Source organism: Bacillus sp. BPN334 (assembly GCF_008368885.1).
GTDB lineage: Bacteria > Bacillota > Bacilli > Bacillales > Bacillaceae_G > Bacillus_A > Bacillus_A wiedmannii.
Map to the genome: position 1 here is coordinate 44,751 of NZ_QOZW01000024.1, position 18,041 is coordinate 62,791.

The following is an 18,041-nucleotide window of genomic DNA, read 5'->3' on the forward strand; positions in this document are numbered from 1 at the left end:
GATTTTCAAAAACATTTTAATATACCCCTACAGGTATATGTATATAAGTTATGGAGGAATCGACTATGAGTATAAAAGTGAATAGGAGTTTAGATTGTAAGGGATTGGCTTGTCCGATGCCGATTGTGAAGACGAAGAAGGCGATGGAAAGTCTCGCATCAGGGCAAGTGATTGAAGTTCAGGCAACAGATAAAGGGTCTACTGTAGATATACAAAGTTGGGCGAGTAAAGTAGGTCATCAATATATCGGGACGAAACACGAAGGAGATCTATTGATGCATTACGTTAGAAAAGCACATGAGCATGAAGTGAATGAAGTAGTGAAATATCCTCAAACAATTACAAATGCGGAATTGCAAGAGATATTATTAAGTGGTGAAGAGTGTATTATATTAGATGTTCGTGAAGCAGCGGAATTCGCTTTTGGTCATATTCCAACGGCTATTTCATTCCCATTAGGCGAACTGGGTAGTGCAGAATTAGATCAGACGAAGCAAATTTATGTTATTTGCCGAACTGGTAACCGTAGTGATGTAGCTTGCCAAATGTTGAAAGAGAAAGGGTATTTAAATGTGAAAAATATCATTCCAGGTATGTTAGAGTGGCAAGGGGATGTGGAAAAGTAAAATTTTTTAAATAAAAATATACCTATGGGGGTAATTAGATGATTGTTAAACCGTTACAAGCAAAAGATGTTGCAGAGAAAGTTTTATTCGGAGAGCTGTTTATTTTAGATGTTCGAAATGAGACGGATTATGAAGATTGGAAAATTGAAGGGAAACAAATTTCTTCTATAAATAAACCGTATTTTGATTTGTTAGATGGTGTAGATCATATTGTAAGTGAATTGCCGAGGGAGAAAGAAATTTTAGTCGTATGTGCGAAAGAAGGTTCTTCACAGTTTGTCGCTGAGCAATTGCTGGATGCTGGCTTCCATAATGTTTTTTATTTAGCTGGCGGTATGAAAGCTTGGAGTGAATATGTGAAGCCGTTAAAGGTAGGAGATGTACAGGGGGGAGGAAGTATATATCAATTTAACCGCCTTGGAAAAGGCTGTTTATCTTATATGGTCGTTTCAAACGGTGAAGCAGCAGTTATTGATGCAGTAAGAACAATTGAAGCATACGAAGAGTTTGCGAAAGAGTATGGCGTTACGATTACGAATGTAATGGATACACATTTACATGCAGACCACATTTCTGGAGGACGTAAGTTAGCTGAAAGAGTAGGTGGCACGTATTGGTTACCGCCGAAAGATGCGGAGGAAGTTGTTTTCTCATATAAACCGCTCGTTGAAGGTTCTGTTATTACGGTGGGGGGTACTAAAATTGAAATTGATGCATTATACTCACCTGGGCATACGATTGGAAGTACATCATTTATTGTAGATGATTCCTATTTATTATCAGGCGATATTTTATTTGTAGATTCAATCGGGCGTCCAGATCTTGCTGGAAAGGCTGAGGATTGGGTGAGTGATTTAAGAGAAACTTTATATAACCGATATAAAGTACTATCTCAACAATTAATCGTGTTACCAGCTCATTATTCAAAAATAAGTGAAATGGATGAGAATGGTGTTGTGAGCGCAAAGTTAAAAGATTTATTTGTGTATAATGCAGGACTAAATATTGAGAGTGAGGGAGAGTTTCGTAAAGTGGTAACGGAGAATTTACCACCTCAGCCGAATGCTTACGAAGAAATTCGTCAAACGAATATGGGTAAGATTCATCCGAGTGTGGATGAAGAACGTGAAATGGAGACTGGTCCAAATCGTTGCGCAGTTCATGAATAAATAAAAAATGGAGGAATAGATGATGAATGTAAAACAAGTATTAGATGCGAAAGGTTTAGCATGCCCAATGCCGATGGTAAGAACGAAGAAAGCGATGGATACTTTGCAAACTGGAGAAGTGTTAGAAGTACATGTAACAGATAAAGGGGCAGTTAAGGATATTCCAGCGTGGGCAAATAAAGGTGGTCATGACATCGTAAAGCATGTAGAAGAAGCTGATGTGCTGAAGTTTTGGATTAAGAAGGCGTAGTAGTTTTATAAATGTAGAGAGGTTGGTTATATGAATACAATATTAAGTACGCTTTTCATTGTACTCGCTGCAGTGTTTGTTATTTCACGTTTTTTACCGGTAAAAGGTGTTCAAAATATAAGTGGGAAAGAATTAAAGAGTATAGCAGGAAAAAAGGGAAAACAATTTATCGATGTTCGTACAGTAGGTGAATATAGAGGAAATCATATGAAAGGGTTTCAGAATATCCCATTAAATGAGTTAGCTAGTAAAGCAAATCAATTAGATAAAAATAAGGAAGTAATCGTTATTTGTCAGAGCGGGATGAGAAGTAAGCAAGCGGCAAAAGTACTAAAGAAATTAGGATTCCAGCACGTTATCAATGTTTCAGGTGGTATGAACGCTTTATAAGGAAGGAATATTAAAATGAAAGAAATAACAGCGGAAGAAGTAGAGGAAAGATTGTTACGAAATGAAGAGTTATATGTAATCGATGTTCGTGAAGTAGAAGAAGTGGCGGAAGGGAAAATTCCAGGAGTGCTTCCTATTAGGTTAGGACTACTAGAGTTTCGAATGCATGAGTTAGATAAGCATAAAGAATATATTATCGTTTGTCGCTCTGGCGGAAGAAGTGCAAGAGCAGTTCAGTTTTTAGAGAGCTACGGTTTTCGAGCAATCAATATGGTAGGTGGTATGTTAGCGTGGAAAGGTAAAGTCATATGAGAATGAGGTAAATGATTTCAGCCTTTTTATAAACAAACAAATACCCCTATAGGTAATTGGAGGGAGCACAACATGGAACAACAGAAGAAAACAACAATTGTTTTATTTAGCGGAGATTATGATAAAGCGATGGCTGCTTATATTATTGCAAATGGTGCAGCGGCGTATGATCAAGAGGTGACTATTTTTCATACTTTTTGGGGATTAAATGCTTTAAGGAAAGATGAACATGTGAAGGTAAAGAAAACTTTCATAGAAAAAGTATTTGGAAAAATGATGCCACGTGGTGCAGATAAGATGGGATTATCAAAAATGAATTTTGCCGGTATGGGGCCAAAGATGATTAAAGGTATTATGAAAAAACATAATGCGATGCCTTTACCAGATTTAATGGATTTAGCGAAAGAACAGGGAATTAAACTTGTAGCTTGTCAAATGACGGTAGATTTATTAGGGTTAAAAGAGGAAGAGATTATGGAAGGGGTAGAGTTTGCAGGAGTAGGAGCTTATTTAGCAGATGCTTCGGATGGGAATGTGAATTTATTCATTTAAATCACCTTCTTTTTAGAAGGCGGGGGATATAAGGTGAGTTTAGTCGTATTACTTTTTATAATTGGGTTTATAGGATCGTTTATATCAGGAATGGTTGGAATTGGCGGTGCGATTATTAATTATCCAATGATTCTATACATTCCGGTATTGCTAGGGTTTACTAGTTATACGTCACATGAAGTGAGTGGTATTACAGCGGTGCAAGTATTCTTTGCAACTTTTGCAGGTGCATGGGCTTATCGGAAAAGTAATGATATGGATAAAACGTTAGTTGTGTATATGGGAGCTAGTATTTTAATAGGAAGTTTCATAGGGAGCTTTGGTGCTAACGTATTAGAGGAACATACGGTCAATGTTGTTTATGCAGCGTTAGCAACAATTGCTGCTATTATGATGTTCGTACCGAAACGAAATAATAGTGGTGAAGTGACATATAATAAATGGTTAGCAAGCTTGTTAGCGTTTCTTGTAGGAGGAGCATCAGGCATTATAGGTGCTGGCGGTTCTTTCTTATTAGTACCGATTATGTTAGTTATTTTAAAATTGCCGATACGTACAACGATAGCAACATCTATCGCTATTACGTTTATTTCCTCAGTAGGGATTACGACTGGAAAAGTGATAACTGGTCAAGTAGTTGTAATTCCAGCTCTTATTATCGCGGTTGCAAGTATCTTTGCTGCGCCGCTTGGAGTGCGAGTCGGGAAGAGGATCAATCAAAAAGCATTGCAATATATGTTATCGATTTTGATTGTAGGCACTGCTGTTAAGATGTGGATTGATATGATATCGAAATAAAAGGATGGGCTGCTTGTAGCCCATCCTTTTATTTATGCCCAAATAACTTTCATTAAGTTTTTATATTCGTCATTTGCTAATTTATATAGCATTCTCGTATGTTCAAAGACAAGCGCTGGATTAAAGTTTGGTTCTGAGAATGCAAGCGATGCTGAAATATCAATTGCATTTTGCTTGTTTAATGTGAATTTTGCAAATCGATAAGATGTGTTTAATTCATTGATAACATGCAAAATATCATTTGTTGATGTTGCATCCGGTACGTGAGCAACATTGAAGCAGTATATATCTACAGTAGGATGTTCGTTTTGGAAAGCAGCGATAAGTTGAATTTTTGCGCCAGCTTCTGTCTCTAATCCTACTGAAAAATGAACAGAACCATCATTTTCATCTATATTTTCTTCCATGAATATATCGTTTGATTTTAAGTAGTCTTTAAAATCTGAGATGTTATGTTTTACTGCAGCTTTCATATGTATGAGCCCCCTGATAATTGGAATAGATTGCTACTATTTATTATAATTTAAAAATATTAAAAAAGATAGTTAGAAAGTTCTGATTTTTGATTCCAAAGAAATAAAAAGAAGCAGCACTCTACCTCCATAGAGAACTGCTTCTTTTTTATTCATTGCCGTTAGACGATGTTTCTGTATCTTCACTGCTATTTTTATTTTTCACTTCATTGTTACTTGATTGGCGTTCACTTGAATTTTCAGACTTAGATTCTTTTGTTTTCTCTGTGCTTGTTTTCTTCGAATCAGAGTCTGTTTTTGTATATGCAGGTAATCCAAGGTGAGTACGAAGTTCGTTTGTAACAGTTGCTAATTCTTTTTTATCTGGATTGTAGTAATACGTTCGGCCGCCACCAGCAGATTTGCTACATGTATCGTCACCTTTTTCCATATAGCAGTCTTCACCTTGAATTTGTAATTTCTCAATTTCCGAGTCCGATCCGTACTTGTAGAATGAAAGCATATCATCGAATGTTAAGTTAGTAACGAATTGTCCGTTAATATCATCAATGATGTTACCAACTTTTGTTACAGATCCAACGCTTGTTAGTTTCTTTAAAATTGCTTCAATAACGAGTTGTTGACGTTGTCCACGCATTGCATCACTATCGATGTGGCGCGTTCTAGCAAGAGCAAGAGCTTCTTCACTATTTAGCTTTTGAACACCTTTTTTCAGATGAATTGCATCAGCATTATCATTGCTATCTTGTTCAGTAAATTCAACTGGTACATCGACTTCAATCCCGCCTAAATCATCGACAATTTTCATAAATGATTTGAAGTTAAACTTTACAAAGTAATCGACAGGAACATTCATTAATTTTTCAACTGCATCAATACTTGCTTGTGGTCCACCATCTTTTCCGTTTTTAGTAGAACCGTATGCATGAGCGTGTGTAATTTTATCTTTTTTCTTTTCCACTGGAATATAAGTATATGTATCTCGTGGAATGCTTAATAGTTTTACAGTTTTGCTATCTTTATTAAACGTTGCAAGTAATAGTGCATCCGTTCTTATAGCTTCACCATATTCTTTCCCGCGGACATCGCTTTCATCAACACCCATGACTAAGACAGAGACGTTATTTGCGATAGGTTTTACAGCTTTATCACGTAAATCAGATTTATCACCGCGTGCTAAATCGTGTGCGGCATTTCGAACAGCAGAAGATGCTTTATTTACTAAAAACCAAGTATAACCGCCACCTATTATTAAAAAGAATAGAATAACGCTTATAATAATTTTTGTTTTTTTCTTACCTTTTTTCGGTTTACTGCGTGTATTTTCTTGCAAAGATGGGTTTTGCTCCATTTCTTGTACTCCTTCATTTGAATTGAAATACGACACTCATATCCACTTATTATAATGAAATTTGACGAAAAAAAACATTACAAATCATTTACATTTCGTAAAAATTCAATATATTTATAAAAAGTCAGATTTTTTATATTTTATTTTTGAGATGTAGAATAAGTATAAGTTGTTTTAGTAGAAATGAAAATATGTATTGTGAGAAAGTAATAGAGAAGTAAGATTTGTTGAAATATAGCCAAGAAGAAATGAGTAGGTTTACTTATTTCTTCTATATAATAAAGAAGAAATTTACGGATAAAGGAGAGAGCATAATGAATCATACATCATTCCGAGCAATCGTTGTGAACGAAACAGAAAGTAAGCAGTTTGTAAGAAACGTTGTAGAGAGAGAAGTAAGTAGTTTACCTGAGGGAGACGTATTAATACAGGTTCATTATTCTTCATTAAATTATAAAGATGCGCTTTCAGCCACGGGTAATAAAGGGGTTACGAGGAGATATCCTCATACGCCAGGAATTGATGCTACGGGAGAAGTTGTGAGTAGTGAAGATGCAACCATTAAGGTAGGCGATCAAGTCATCGTAACGGGTTATGATTTAGGTATGAATACTTCTGGTGGTTTCGGAGAATATATTCGCGTGCCAGCATCTTGGATCATCCCTTTACCAGAGGGAATGTCATTAAAGGAAAGTATGATGTATGGGACAGCAGGTTTTACAGCTGCTTTATCAGTATATAAGCTTATTGGAGCAGGCATAACGCCTAGTATGGGAGATGTTTTAGTAACGGGTGCAACAGGCGGCGTAGGGAGTGTAGCTGTTAGTATTTTAAGTAAGCTAGGATTTAGCGTAGTAGGAGCAACAGGGAAAATGGAAGAGGAAGAGATGCTACTACGTCTAGGAGCGAAACAAGTGATTCATCGTACGGAGTTGAATGATGAATCAGGAAGACCAATGTTAAAAGGGATATACGCCGGGGTTATCGATACTGTAGGTGGACATATGCTAGAAACCGCTTTAAAAACGGTAAAGTATGGTGGTTGTGTAACGACGTGCGGTAATGTGGCAGGGCAGGAATTACAAACAACGGTATATCCATTTATTTTGCGAGGCATAAGTCTTTTAGGAATAGATTCTGTGCAATGCCCAGTGGATGTGAGAAGAGATGTGTGGACGCTCTTAGCAAGTGAATGGGAAAATAATGAGTTACTATCTTATACAGAAGAATGTACATTGGAAGAGTTAGATGAAAAGTTTACACTTATATTGCAAGGAAAGTTAAAAGGAAGAACGGTTGTAAATATGAAATGAAAAAAGAGACGCTAACTTAAGCGTCTCTCTTTTCATTATAATGATTGTTTTAAATTGATTTTACCTTGTTCACCTAAAACACCATCAGCAATATTTACAGCGTGATCACCGATACGCTCTAAGTTACTTACCATATCAACGAAGATGATACTTGCATCACCTGAACAGCTACGTTCGTTTAGGCGTAATACGTGACGTTTACGAAGAACACGTTCCATTTGGTCGATTTTGCGTTCTTTTGCAATAACTGTTTGAGCTAATTCAGTATCGAAGTTTGTTAAAGCATTGATTGCATCTTGTAATGTTGAAATTGTTAACTCAAGCATTTCATTTAATTCAGCTAGTGCTTCGTCTGATAGTGAAACACGGTTTGAAATTTGGAAATCTACAAGTTCTACAAGGTTTTCTACATGATCACCAACACGTTCAATATCTCCAACAACACCAGCTAAAACGGAGTGTTTTTCAGAGTCTGAAGGTGAAAGCGGCTTTTCTGATAGTAAAACTAAATACTCGGTAATTTTTTTATCTAAATTGTTAATAGCTCCTTCTAATTGAGTAGCCATGTTTTCGTGCTTTTTGTCTTGTGTATTTAAATATTGATTCGCTTCTTTTAAGCCGTGTAATGAAAATTCAGCCATACGCACAACCTCTTTTTGAGCTTCAGTTAAAGCGATAGCTGGAGATTGCTCAATAAAGATTGGATTTAAATGTTGTGGTTTGAAGTTAATAGATGAATCTTCACCACGAATAATTTTTGTTACGATCCATGCTAATACTGCAATGAATGGGAACTGAATAATTGTATTCGTTACGTTAAATGTTCCGTGTGCAAATGCAATTGTCATTTCTGGATTTAAATTTAATGACGTTTGGAAATATTGAATTAAACTTGTAAATGGTATTAATATAATCGTAAAGATAATGGTACCGATAATATTAAAGATAACGTGAACTAATGCTGCACGTCTTGCGGCAATTGAAGTACCGATTGCTGCTAAGACTGCTGTAATTGTCGTACCGATATTATCACCGAATAATACAGGAAGAGCAGCTTGTAAATCAATAGCACCTTGACCGAATAGTTCTTGTAAAATACCGATTGTTGCGCTTGAGCTTTGTACAATTAAAGTGAACACTGTACCGACAATAATTCCTAAAATTGGATTGTCACTCATGCTAACCATTAACTCTTGGAATGCCTCTAAAGAACGAAGAGGTTTCATACCTGCGCTCATTAATTCTAAACCGAAGAATAACATACTAAAACCGAATACAACTTGACCTACAGAATGTACTTTTTTATTTTTAAAGAAGAATAGTAAAATTGCTCCAACTGCCATAACTGGGAGAGCGTATTCTCCGATTTTAATTCCGATAATAAATGCAGTAACTGTCGTTCCGATGTTCGCACCCATAATAACACCAATCGCTTGTCTTAATGTCATAAATCCGGCACTTACAAGTCCGACTGTTAAAGCGGTTGTTCCTGAACTTGATTGGATTAATACAGTAACTAACATACCTGCTAGTACACCCATAAGTGGGTTTGTTGTAAAGCGATCTAAAATATCGCGAAGACGATCTCCAGCTGCTTGTTGCAGTCCATCGCCCATGTATTTAATACCGAATAAGAAAATACCTAATCCACCAATGAACTGGAAGATCATATCTTGAACATTATATTCCACGCATTCCACTCCTTAAATTTCATGTACGATGTAATTATTAACTGAACCTTGAGGCACTGTAAACGGTTTGTTAGTAAAATTTACACTAACTTTACAAAGAGATAAAAAGTTTACAATTACTTAAAGAAACAGCTGTATTTTATTGGTTTTCATCTTATATAAATCTTAATTTTGTAAAGAAATCACACTTTTTAGAATAGTATTTTTCAGTTAAATATCAAGGAAAGCGTCTGCGAATTCATCGTATATTTTTTGATGAAAGGTAAAAAAATATGTAGGAAAATGCATGTAGTTTTATAACAGCAAAAATACGATAAAAAAAGCTACTGAAATTATCCAGCAGCTTTTTCTCTGTTTTTATCTCCATGCTTTTGCTTTCTTATACTTGTGATGTAAATGAACAGGAATGCAATAAGTAATAGAGAGGAATAGCGATATACAGTTGCGTAGTTTGTAAAATGTGCAATGAATCCAAATATAATTGCGCCAGCGCCAATGCCGAGATCAAATGCTGAGAAGAATGTAGCTGTTGCGACTCCTCGTCGGTGCGGTGCTACTCGGTCGATCATCCATGCTTGTAGTGCAGGTTGAATCGCTCCAAAACCACTTCCGTAGCATGCTGCTGCAATAATTAAACTCGGAATGGTAGTTGTATACGACAATAAAATAATACCTGTAAACGTAATGATAACCCCTGGAATAATAACGAATGCATGACCTTTCGCATCGTATAACTTTCCAGAAAACGGACGAGTGACAGCGATTGCAAGTGCATTAAATAAGAAGAAGAGGCTTATATCAGCAATTCCGACTTCCGTAGCAAATAATGTAATAAAGCTCCCGATTCCTCCGTACATTAATGTAATACATAATATTAATAATGAAGGAAGTAAAGCTTTGCGCTCAATAAATCCATCGAGAAAAGTACCAGATGTTTGCTTTGGTGGTTGCGGCGATTTTTTGATTTGAAGTAGTTTCGTTAATATTAATGAAACAATTGTACATGAAAGTGCACATAAAAAAAGTATCGTGAAGTTATATGTTTGCATGAGCCAAAGTCCGATAAGTGGACCGAGCGCCATTGCAATCGTTCCAGAAAGACCGAAATATCCCATGCCTTCTCCGCGGCGAGCTTGCGGAATTAAATCTGAAACGACAGTTCCATATGTAGTCGTTGTAATACCAAAACCAGCTCCATGTAAAATTCGAACGGCAAGCAATAGGAAGACGGTTGAAGCGAAAAGATAACTGCCCATAGCGAGTAAACAAATAGCAGTACCGATCATTAAAATGATTTTTTTATTGAATTTTTGCAAGGCGTTTCCAGTTAGCGGTCGAACAAAAAGTGCTGCAACGGTAAACATGCCTACAACAAATCCGATATTGGAACTTGTGCCACCAATTTCTTTCACATAAACAGGTAAAGTAGGAATTAACATTTGAAACCCTAAAAACATACATAAGTTTGCAAAAATTAAAGCGACAAACTCTTTCGTCCATAATGATTCTCGTTTTACGAGTATTGCTTCTCCCATATATTCATCCCCTATATAAAATTTTCTCTTTTCTTTCGAGTATATGTATTGGTCAATGTAACAGTCAAGGAAGGTGCCTTGAAAACGTATAACAATTTTCGAGGTGGAAAAACTGACAAATTTGTGTAAAAGCTACACAACTATGAAAAAAAGTTGTAAAGTATAGATGTATAGACTTGTAGTTGTTATGAATGATAGAAATTGTTTTTTCTTTAAAGAAAGCGGATTCAAAAAGTAGTGAATGAGAAGGGGATATATACTTTTTCACTACATATATTTGAAAAGGTTTACAAAACAATGAAGAAAGAGGCGTGTACATATGAGACGATTAGGTATTTCTATTTATCCAGAACATTCAACGGTAGAGAAAGATAAGGAATATTTAACATTAGCAAGTAAATACGGATTTACACGTGTATTCACATGCTTATTGTCTGTAGATGGAGAGAAAGAGAAAATTATAGAAGAGTTTAAAGAAACGATCTCGCATGCAAACGCATTAGGGTTCCAAGTATTAGTTGATATTAGTCCGTCTGTCTTTACACAATTAGGTATTTCATATAATGATTTATCGTTCTTCCATGAGTTAGGAGCGTACGGTATTCGTTTAGATGTCGGATTCTCTGGTTTAGAAGAATCAATTATGACTTACAATCCATACGGCTTAAAAATTGAAATTAATATGAGTAACGGTACGAAATATGTAGATAACATTATGAGCCATAGACCAAATCGTGAAAATTTAATTGGTTGCCATAATTTTTATCCGCATCGTTATTCAGGATTATCATACGATCATTTCATTAAATGCTCGAAACAATTTAAAGATTACGGTATGAGAACGGCTGCTTTTATTTCATCATTTGATGCAACGTACGGACCTTGGCCAGTAACAGAAGGCTTATGTACGTTAGAGCAGCATCGTGAATTACCGATGACAACACAAGCGAAGCATTTATTTGCGACAGAATTAATTGATGATGTTATTATTGCGAATGCATATGCATCAGAAGAAGAATTACAAGCACTAGGTGCATTAAATAAAGAGAAACAAACATTTGATATAGGACTAGATGATACAACAACAGAATTAGAAAAAATTATTGTATTAGAGGAACCGCATTTTTATCGTGGAGATGTATCTGAATATATGATTCGTTCGACACAAAGTCGTGTGAAATATAAGAAAGAAGAGTTCAAACCGCATAATACACGCGAAATTAAACGCGGTGATCTTTTAATTGATAATGAACAGTATGGTCAATATAAAGGTGAATTACAAATTGCGTTAAAAGATATGGTGAACACAGGAAAAACAAATGTAGTTGGCCGAATTGTAGAAGAAGAAATTTTCTTATTAGATTATTTACAAGCATGGGATAAATTCGGATTTACATTAAAGAAATAGATAAAATGAAAAAGGAAAAAACTACTGACCTCAGCAGCTTTTTCCTTTTTATATATAAATTGTGAGAGGAAGAGCTATGACAAAAGTGCATCAGCGATTAATTTCTATTTTAGAGGAGTTTTTAGAAGAGAAGTCGATGTTAAATCGAGCGTTTTTAGCGAGCCGTTTACATGTATCAACGAAGACGATTCAAAAAGATATAAAATTATTAAATGATATATTGGAAGAAAACGGGGCGAAAATTGAATCGCAAAGAGGGACTGGATACGAACTAGAAATTATACAAACGAAGAAGTTTGAAGAGTTTTGCGTGGGCCTATTTCAAAAACAGACGGAAAAGATCCCAACTTCTTATGAAGAAAGGATAGCGTACATTCTGCAACGTATTGTAACGACAGAGGGGTATGTGAAGCTTTCACAGTTAGCAGAAGAGATTTATGTGAGTAAATCGACTGTGAATTTAATTATGAAAGATGTGACAGATATATGTGTTCGCTATCAATTACAAATCGAAAAGAGACCGTATTATGGTATACGTATTGTGGGAGAGGAGTTTCATATTCGTTCTTGTTTATCACAATATGGTTTACCGCGTTATGATCATACTCCGTTTCATGAGCAATTTGAACAGAGGGATACATATTTATCGTTACCTCATATCCCACTTATCCGTTCGGTTATATTAAAGTATATCGAGGGAGGAACGATATATTTATCAGATATTGAAATTGATAATTTAGTCATTCATATTGCAATTGCATTAAGGCGTTGTGAAGATCAACATTATATGAAAGGACTAAATGCGGAGCAATCAGAACTTATCATAAAGAAAGAATATACAATTGCGAAACAGATTGTAGGGGATTTAGAGAAAGAGTTGCATCTTTTATTTCCAGAAGAAGAAGTTTTATATGTGACGATGCATTTATTAAGTACTGCTGTTACAGCGAGAGATCGTTATGAAAATGTGGAAGAGCTATTAGGGAAAGATCTATATGCATTTATGCAACATATTCTTTTTAAAGTAGCGGAAGAACGGAATCTTATTTTTTATTATGATGAAGAATTATTATTTGGTTTTGGTGTTCATTTAAAAACGTTATTAAACCGTTTGAAGTATAAGTTAAATACGAGAAATCCTCTATTGGCAGAAGTGAAAAAGAATTATCCGTATGCTTTTGAAATTGCGGTTCTCGTAGGAGATATAATTGGTGAATATACGGGAGAATCGATTCCGGAAAGTGAAATTGGTTATATTGCGATTCACTTCGGCGGAGCGATGAGTCGTTTACAGGAACAGAATCAAAAGAAAAGATGTTTACTAGTTTGTGCGACTGGTCAAGGAAGCGCTCAGCTATTGAAATATAAAATTTTATCACAGTTCCGAGATAAATTAGAGATTGTAGGGATTACAGGTTATTATCAATTGAAAGTGGAAGACCTTTATAAAGATAAAATAGATTGTATTATTAGTACGATTCATATACCGAGTGGTTTGCCTGTGCCTGTTATAAAAGTGAACTCAATATTTGATGATAAAGAGCTTAAGTCAATCGGCCAGCAGTTGTTTACGCATGTGAATACTAGCGTGCAGCAGTATATAAAGGAAGATTTAATCTTTTTAAATCATAGCGCTTCTACGAAGGAAGAGGTTATTCAGTTTTTATGTGAGAAAGCTGCTGAGAAAAACTATGTACCAGAAAACTTTTATGATTCTGTTATGGAAAGAGAAAATACATCTCCGACAGCGGTTGGGAATTTAGTTGCGATTCCTCATCCGATGCAGTTATTAAGTGAGAAAACATTTTTGATGTTTTGTACACTTGATAAGTCCGTTGACTGGGGAGATAAAAAAGTACAAGTTATTATTTTATTTAGTGTAAAACGTAATAATAATGAAGATTTACAACGGCTGTATGATTTTTTATATGATATTATGTCTAGTCAAAGTGCGATAGAGAAATTAACGCATGTTGAAGGAATTGAAGATTTCCAAGAGGTATTACTATCTATATAAGAAAAGTATGTAAAAACTTCCGTTACACAACGGAAGTTTTTTATGTTTAATTGTATGCGTTTTCATAATAAGATAACAATATAGAAAAAAGATAGCTTGGGGGAATTTAAAATGACTGATATGCAAACTCCATTTGCGTTAATTTTACATGGTGGCAATGCGAGAAGCGCGGCGCTTGAAGCAATTGCTTTTGCAAGACAAGGAGATTTTGAGAATGCGAGTGAAAAGATGACACTTGCTAGTGAAGAAATTTCAGCAGCTCATCGTATTCAAACAGACTTAATTCAAGAGGAAGCAAGAGGAAATCATGCAGAAATCAGTTTACTGTTGGTGCATGCACAAGATCATTTAATGAATGCAATTACAGTGAAAGAACTTGCTGAAGAATTTATCACTCTTCATAAACGAGTAGAAGAGAAAGTGACAGTATAAGATGTACATTTTATTATGTTGTGCAGCAGGCATGTCAACGAGTATGGTTGTAAGAAAAATGCAAGAAGAGGCAAAGAAACAAGGGAAGGATTATAAAATTAAAGCAGTTGATTCAGAACTTGTGAAACTGGAAATAAAAAGTGCTGATGTTGTTTTAATCGGACCACAAGTGAAGTATTTGTTTCCAGCGGTACAGTTTCTTGCGAAGTCATACGATATACCGGTTGCAATAATAGAACAAAGAGATTATGGCATGTGTGACGGTTTAAAAGTACTGAAACAAGCAGAACAATTAGTTTTAGCATAATTATATTTTTTTAAATATAAACATTATAATGTTATAACTTTTTGTTCTTGCACAGTAAAAAGAAAGAGGAGGGGTATTGATGAATAGTTTTATGAGTTTTATGGAACAAAAGATTATGCCAACAACGCAAAAGATTGCAGGACAACGACATTTATTAGCAATTCGAAACGGAGTTATTTCTACATTGCCGTTAACGATTGTCGGATCATTTTTCGTTATCTTTTTAAATTTACCAATTGATGCGTATATGGAGTGGATTGCACCATTTCGCCATATTTTAGATATTCCATTCCGATTTACAGTAGGTTTAATGGCGTTATACGCAGCATTTGGGGTAGGAGCTTCACTCGCAAACTTCTATCAGCTCAATCAGTTAAGTGCAGGGTTGTTATCTGTACTCGCCTTTTTACTAGCATCAGTTGAACCAATTCAAATTACGAAAGCTGTACCAGGTGTTATTGATGCAGGAAGATACATTTCAGTAGGAACATTAAGTGCAACGTCTTTATTCGGAGCAATTGTTACAGCTTTAATTGCAGTAGAAATTTATCACTTTATGATTAAGCATAATATCTCGATTAAGTTACCAGACAGTGTACCACCAGCAGTTGCAAACTCGTTTGCAGCATTAATTCCAACTTTAGTTGTTATTCTTTTATTCTGGGGTATTCGTTACGGTTTGAAATTCGATGTGAATACAACAATCACATATTTAATCGCACCACTAAAATCAGTATTAGTAGGAAATAATTTATTCGGCGGTTTATTAACAGTATTCTTAATCGTGTTCTTCTGGTCATTCGGTATACATGGCCCAGCGATTTTAGGACCAATCATTCGTCCAATGTGGGATTCAGCAATTCTTGAAAATATGGAAGTATTCACAGCTACAGGAAATGCACATCAATTACCAAACTTATTTACAGAGCAATTTATTCAATGGTTCGTATGGATCGGGGGATCAGGCTCAACATTAGCTTTAGTAATTATGTTTATGTTCTCTAAATCTAAATTCCTAAAAGAGTTAGGTAGATTATCATTCGTGCCAGGTTTATTCAATATTAACGAACCGATTATTTTCGGGGCACCAATTGTAATGAACCCAATCTTAATTATTCCATTCGTTATAACACCGTTAGTGACAACGACAGTATCATATTTCGCAGTTGTTTCAGGTATGATTCCGCTCATGATGGCGAAACTGCCATTTACGATGTTAGCACCAATTGCAGCGATTATTAGTACAGACTGGACCATTATGGCTGGTGTACTTGTACTTGTTAACTTTGTTATCTCATTTGTTATTTACTATCCATTCTTCAAAATGTATGAGAAACAACAAGTAGCAGGAGAGGAGAAAACAGAATGCTCGGAGCAATTATCATCTTAATTACATTCGTAGCGGGGCAGTGTATTGCACATTATTCAAAATGGGTACAAAGTAAATCTTTATTAGTTTTACTACTCGTATCAATTGTATTTATCGGTAGTTCAATGGGTGCCTATGTAATGTTAGGGTTACAATCACCGTACGTAATCATTGTACCAACGATTTTATGTGCAACATGTTTATCTGCAAAATATAGATTTATGAGCATGGCATTAATACAACGTGTGAAGGAGATGCAAAAGCATGGAGCGTAAATTAGGGATTTCACTTTATCCAGAGCATTCAACGAAAGAAAAAGATATGGTATACATTTCGGCAGCGGCACGCCACGGTTTTTCAAGAATATTCACATGTCTATTATCTGTGAATCGACCGAAAGAAGAAATTGTAGCTGAATTTAAAGAAATTATTAATCATGCAAAAGATAATAATATGGAAGTTATTTTAGATGTAGCTCCGGCAGTATTTGATCAACTTGGTATTAGTTATAGCGACCTATCATTCTTTGCAGAGTTAGGTGCAGATGGTATTCGTTTAGATTTAGGTTTTGACGGATTAACAGAAGCAAAAATGACGAATAATCCGTACGGCTTAAAAATTGAGCTAAACGTAAGTAACGATATTGCATACTTAGAAAATATTCTTTCGCATCAGGCGAATAAACCAGCTTTAATTGGTTGTCATAATTTCTATCCGCAAAAATTTACTGGTCTTCCGTATGATTATTTCATTCGCTGTAGTGAACGCTTTAAAAAACACAGTATTCGTACGGCAGCCTTTATTACGTCACATGCAGCCGACATCGGTCCATGGGATATTAATGACGGATTATGTACGTTAGAACAACATCGAAATTTACCGATTGAAGTACAAGCGAAACATTTATGGGCAACAGGGCTTATTGATGATGTTATTATCGGAAATGCTTATGCGAGTGAAGAAGAGTTAGAGAAACTAGGAAACTTAAATCGTTACATGTTACAGCTAAAGGTACACTTTGTAGAAGAAGCGACTGAAGTAGAGAAGAAAGCGACACTGCAAGAATTACACGTAAGACGCGGCGACATAACAGAATATATGGTACGTTCTACAGAAGTACGTAAAAAGTACAAAGACTATGACTTCCCAGTGCGCGAAAGTGTACGACAGGAAAGAGGGCAAGTTGTAATTGGGAACAACTCATTTGGTAAGTATAAAGGTGAACTGCAAATCATTCTAAAAGAAATGCCGATAGATGAACGGAAAAATATTGTCGGTACAATTGCGGAAGAAGAGTTATTCTTACTAGATTATGTAGGAGCTTGGACGCAGTTTACTTGTGTGGAATAGGGGAGGAGAGGATGCTATGGCATCCTCTTTGTTCTGTTGAAATAGTAATCTATCGTATATAGAATGCAAAGAGATAGATTTAATTTGGACGGGAGAGAAGGAGATTGTCATCGCTCTTCGTTTTTTACATAAGTTTGTTAATCATGAAGAAGTTTTAAAGGCGTTTGATAAAGTATATAACAAACGAGGGAACTTATTTATGTCAGAGCGAAAGTGGATTCGGGATCATATTAGTTACTTTCAAGAGAAAGTTAGAATGTGAGAATCAAAAAAAGAGTCAGCCTCAATGAGACTGACTCTTTTTATACGAACTAGTTTAATACTTTAACTGTAACTGTTTTACGTCCCCAGTTACTTGATGTACCTTTATCAGGCATTAAAACGTCGATTTTATTTCCTTTAATAGCTCCACCAGTATCACCAGCGATTGCTACTCCGTAACCTTCAACCCATACTTTTGAACCTAATGGAATTACACTTGGGTCAACTGCAATAAGTTTCATGTTTGGATTAGCTGTTAAGTTATGACCTAAAGCTGATTTTACTTGGTCGCCTGCTTTATAACCATTTTCAAGTGGGTCTGCTGTGTAAGCTGTTGCTACAACACGTAGTTCACGAGAAGATGATGGTGCACTTGTTTCAGTTTCTTTTGCAACAGGTTGTTGTGTAGTTGGTTTTTGAGCTTTAGCCGCTTCACG

The 18,041-nt window shown here is 35.6% G+C and carries 20 protein-coding genes and 1 pseudogene; 16 read left to right on the forward strand and 5 right to left on the reverse strand.

The genetic code is table 11. The annotated features are described in order from the left end of the window. Positions 1 to 50: 50 nt before the first annotated feature. The 7 genes from DN393_RS29715 (at position 51) to DN393_RS29745 (ending at position 4,097) form a co-directional block, all read left to right on the forward strand. Positions 51 to 626, forward strand: a complete 576-nt coding sequence (locus DN393_RS29715) for a sulfurtransferase TusA family protein (RefSeq protein WP_103655907.1) — start codon at positions 51 to 53, stop codon at positions 624 to 626. A gap of 38 nt (positions 627 to 664) precedes the next feature. Further along, entirely contained in the window at positions 665 to 1,795 is a 1,131-nt protein-coding gene (locus DN393_RS29720) for an MBL fold metallo-hydrolase (RefSeq protein ID WP_149174199.1), read from the forward strand. Between the two features lie 19 nt (positions 1,796 to 1,814). Next, the gene (locus tag DN393_RS29725) at positions 1,815 to 2,045 is read left to right on the forward strand and encodes a sulfurtransferase TusA family protein (protein WP_098111374.1); all 231 of its coding nucleotides are present in this window, start codon (positions 1,815 to 1,817) and stop codon (positions 2,043 to 2,045) included. A 30-nt stretch (positions 2,046 to 2,075) separates the two neighbouring features. After that, the gene (locus DN393_RS29730; RefSeq protein WP_048562489.1) at positions 2,076 to 2,435 is read left to right on the forward strand and encodes a rhodanese-like domain-containing protein; all 360 of its coding nucleotides are present in this window, start codon (positions 2,076 to 2,078) and stop codon (positions 2,433 to 2,435) included. A gap of 15 nt (positions 2,436 to 2,450) precedes the next feature. Then, a complete protein-coding gene (locus DN393_RS29735; RefSeq protein WP_149174200.1) occupies positions 2,451 to 2,747 on the forward strand; it encodes a rhodanese-like domain-containing protein in 297 nt (98 codons plus the stop codon). 72 nt (positions 2,748 to 2,819) lie between these two features. Further along, a complete protein-coding gene (locus DN393_RS29740) occupies positions 2,820 to 3,299 on the forward strand; it encodes a DsrE/DsrF/DrsH-like family protein (protein WP_000437730.1) in 480 nt (159 codons plus the stop codon). A 33-nt stretch (positions 3,300 to 3,332) separates the two neighbouring features. Continuing rightward, complete coding sequence (locus tag DN393_RS29745) at positions 3,333 to 4,097, forward strand: sulfite exporter TauE/SafE family protein (protein ID WP_064473892.1); 765 nt, start codon at positions 3,333 to 3,335, stop codon at positions 4,095 to 4,097. A 32-nt stretch (positions 4,098 to 4,129) separates the two neighbouring features. On the opposite strand, the gene DN393_RS29750 is transcribed toward DN393_RS29745, so the two are convergent. Together DN393_RS29750 and DN393_RS29755 are read right to left on the reverse strand one after the other, a co-directional pair. Then, positions 4,130 to 4,570 (reverse strand): hypothetical protein, encoded by a 441-nt coding sequence (locus DN393_RS29750; RefSeq protein ID WP_000642356.1) that lies wholly within the window; start codon positions 4,568 to 4,570, stop codon positions 4,130 to 4,132. Between the two features lie 148 nt (positions 4,571 to 4,718). Further along, positions 4,719 to 5,921: an LCP family protein gene (locus tag DN393_RS29755; protein ID WP_064473891.1), complete on the reverse strand. Its 1,203-nt coding sequence runs from the start codon at positions 5,919 to 5,921 to the stop codon at positions 4,719 to 4,721. A 314-nt stretch (positions 5,922 to 6,235) separates the two neighbouring features. Between DN393_RS29755 and DN393_RS29760 the strand changes: the two genes are divergently transcribed. Further along, entirely contained in the window at positions 6,236 to 7,234 is a 999-nt protein-coding gene (locus tag DN393_RS29760; protein WP_149174201.1) for a YhdH/YhfP family quinone oxidoreductase, read from the forward strand. Positions 7,235 to 7,269: 35 nt separating this feature from the next. Here DN393_RS29760 and DN393_RS29765 read toward each other — a convergent pair whose 3' ends face one another. Both DN393_RS29765 and DN393_RS29770 read right to left on the reverse strand, forming a co-directional pair. Beyond that, entirely contained in the window at positions 7,270 to 8,925 is a 1,656-nt protein-coding gene (locus tag DN393_RS29765; protein WP_149174202.1) for a Na/Pi cotransporter family protein, read from the reverse strand. Between the two features lie 332 nt (positions 8,926 to 9,257). Next, positions 9,258 to 10,460, reverse strand: a complete 1,203-nt coding sequence (locus DN393_RS29770) for an MFS transporter (RefSeq protein ID WP_064473888.1) — start codon at positions 10,458 to 10,460, stop codon at positions 9,258 to 9,260. 319 nt (positions 10,461 to 10,779) lie between these two features. Between DN393_RS29770 and DN393_RS29780 the strand changes: the two genes are divergently transcribed. From DN393_RS29780 to DN393_RS29815, 8 genes and pseudogenes are all read left to right on the forward strand, one after another. After that, the gene (locus DN393_RS29780) at positions 10,780 to 11,868 is read left to right on the forward strand and encodes a DUF871 domain-containing protein (protein ID WP_064473887.1); all 1,089 of its coding nucleotides are present in this window, start codon (positions 10,780 to 10,782) and stop codon (positions 11,866 to 11,868) included. Between the two features lie 76 nt (positions 11,869 to 11,944). Next, positions 11,945 to 13,885: a BglG family transcription antiterminator gene (locus DN393_RS29785; protein WP_064473886.1), complete on the forward strand. Its 1,941-nt coding sequence runs from the start codon at positions 11,945 to 11,947 to the stop codon at positions 13,883 to 13,885. A 111-nt stretch (positions 13,886 to 13,996) separates the two neighbouring features. Next, the gene (locus tag DN393_RS29790) at positions 13,997 to 14,317 is read left to right on the forward strand and encodes a PTS lactose/cellobiose transporter subunit IIA (protein WP_000131328.1); all 321 of its coding nucleotides are present in this window, start codon (positions 13,997 to 13,999) and stop codon (positions 14,315 to 14,317) included. Position 14,318: 1 nt separating this feature from the next. Beyond that, a complete protein-coding gene (locus DN393_RS29795) occupies positions 14,319 to 14,624 on the forward strand; it encodes a PTS sugar transporter subunit IIB (RefSeq protein WP_064473885.1) in 306 nt (101 codons plus the stop codon). A 79-nt stretch (positions 14,625 to 14,703) separates the two neighbouring features. Further along, entirely contained in the window at positions 14,704 to 16,014 is a 1,311-nt protein-coding gene (locus DN393_RS29800; RefSeq protein ID WP_064473884.1) for a PTS sugar transporter subunit IIC, read from the forward strand. Continuing rightward, entirely contained in the window at positions 15,990 to 16,268 is a 279-nt protein-coding gene (locus DN393_RS29805) for a hypothetical protein (RefSeq protein WP_064473883.1), read from the forward strand. The genes DN393_RS29800 and DN393_RS29805 overlap by 25 nt, the downstream gene beginning before the upstream one ends. Then, positions 16,258 to 17,343 (forward strand): DUF871 domain-containing protein, encoded by a 1,086-nt coding sequence (locus DN393_RS29810; RefSeq protein ID WP_064473882.1) that lies wholly within the window; start codon positions 16,258 to 16,260, stop codon positions 17,341 to 17,343. Before DN393_RS29805 ends, DN393_RS29810 begins: the two co-directional genes overlap by 11 nt. An 88-nt stretch (positions 17,344 to 17,431) precedes the next feature. Further along, positions 17,432 to 17,605 (forward strand): annotated as a pseudogene (locus DN393_RS29815) (HEAT repeat domain-containing protein); the annotation flags it as partial. A 49-nt stretch (positions 17,606 to 17,654) separates the two neighbouring features. On the opposite strand, the gene DN393_RS29820 reads toward DN393_RS29815, so the two are convergent. Next, positions 17,655 to 18,041, reverse strand: a 387-nt coding sequence (locus DN393_RS29820; RefSeq protein ID WP_179958540.1) for a 3D domain-containing protein, incomplete at its 5' end; no start/stop codon positions are given.

Bases quoted from the DNA above. Each gene is read 5' to 3' on its own strand.
- DN393_RS29780 (WP_064473887.1), top strand. From the start codon at position 10,780: ATGAGACGATTAGGTATTTCTATTTATCCAGAACATTCAACGGTAGAG.
- DN393_RS29760 (WP_149174201.1), top strand. From the start codon at position 6,236: ATGAATCATACATCATTCCGAGCAATCGTTGTGAACGAAACAGAAAGT.
- DN393_RS29755 (WP_064473891.1), bottom strand. From the start codon at position 5,921: ATGGAGCAAAACCCATCTTTGCAAGAAAATACACGCAGTAAACCGAAA.
- DN393_RS29795 (WP_064473885.1), top strand. From the start codon at position 14,319: ATGTACATTTTATTATGTTGTGCAGCAGGCATGTCAACGAGTATGGTT.
- DN393_RS29790 (WP_000131328.1), top strand. From the start codon at position 13,997: ATGACTGATATGCAAACTCCATTTGCGTTAATTTTACATGGTGGCAAT.
- DN393_RS29740 (WP_000437730.1), top strand. From the start codon at position 2,820: ATGGAACAACAGAAGAAAACAACAATTGTTTTATTTAGCGGAGATTAT.
- DN393_RS29725 (WP_098111374.1), top strand. From the start codon at position 1,815: ATGATGAATGTAAAACAAGTATTAGATGCGAAAGGTTTAGCATGCCCA.
- DN393_RS29810 (WP_064473882.1), top strand. From the start codon at position 16,258: ATGGAGCGTAAATTAGGGATTTCACTTTATCCAGAGCATTCAACGAAA.
- DN393_RS29730 (WP_048562489.1), top strand. From the start codon at position 2,076: ATGAATACAATATTAAGTACGCTTTTCATTGTACTCGCTGCAGTGTTT.
- DN393_RS29805 (WP_064473883.1), top strand. From the start codon at position 15,990: ATGCTCGGAGCAATTATCATCTTAATTACATTCGTAGCGGGGCAGTGT.
- DN393_RS29715 (WP_103655907.1), top strand. From the start codon at position 51: ATGGAGGAATCGACTATGAGTATAAAAGTGAATAGGAGTTTAGATTGT.
- DN393_RS29720 (WP_149174199.1), top strand. From the start codon at position 665: ATGATTGTTAAACCGTTACAAGCAAAAGATGTTGCAGAGAAAGTTTTA.
- DN393_RS29800 (WP_064473884.1), top strand. From the start codon at position 14,704: ATGAATAGTTTTATGAGTTTTATGGAACAAAAGATTATGCCAACAACG.
- DN393_RS29735 (WP_149174200.1), top strand. From the start codon at position 2,451: ATGAAAGAAATAACAGCGGAAGAAGTAGAGGAAAGATTGTTACGAAAT.
- DN393_RS29770 (WP_064473888.1), bottom strand. From the start codon at position 10,460: ATGGGAGAAGCAATACTCGTAAAACGAGAATCATTATGGACGAAAGAG.
- DN393_RS29750 (WP_000642356.1), bottom strand. From the start codon at position 4,570: ATGAAAGCTGCAGTAAAACATAACATCTCAGATTTTAAAGACTACTTA.
- DN393_RS29785 (WP_064473886.1), top strand. From the start codon at position 11,945: ATGACAAAAGTGCATCAGCGATTAATTTCTATTTTAGAGGAGTTTTTA.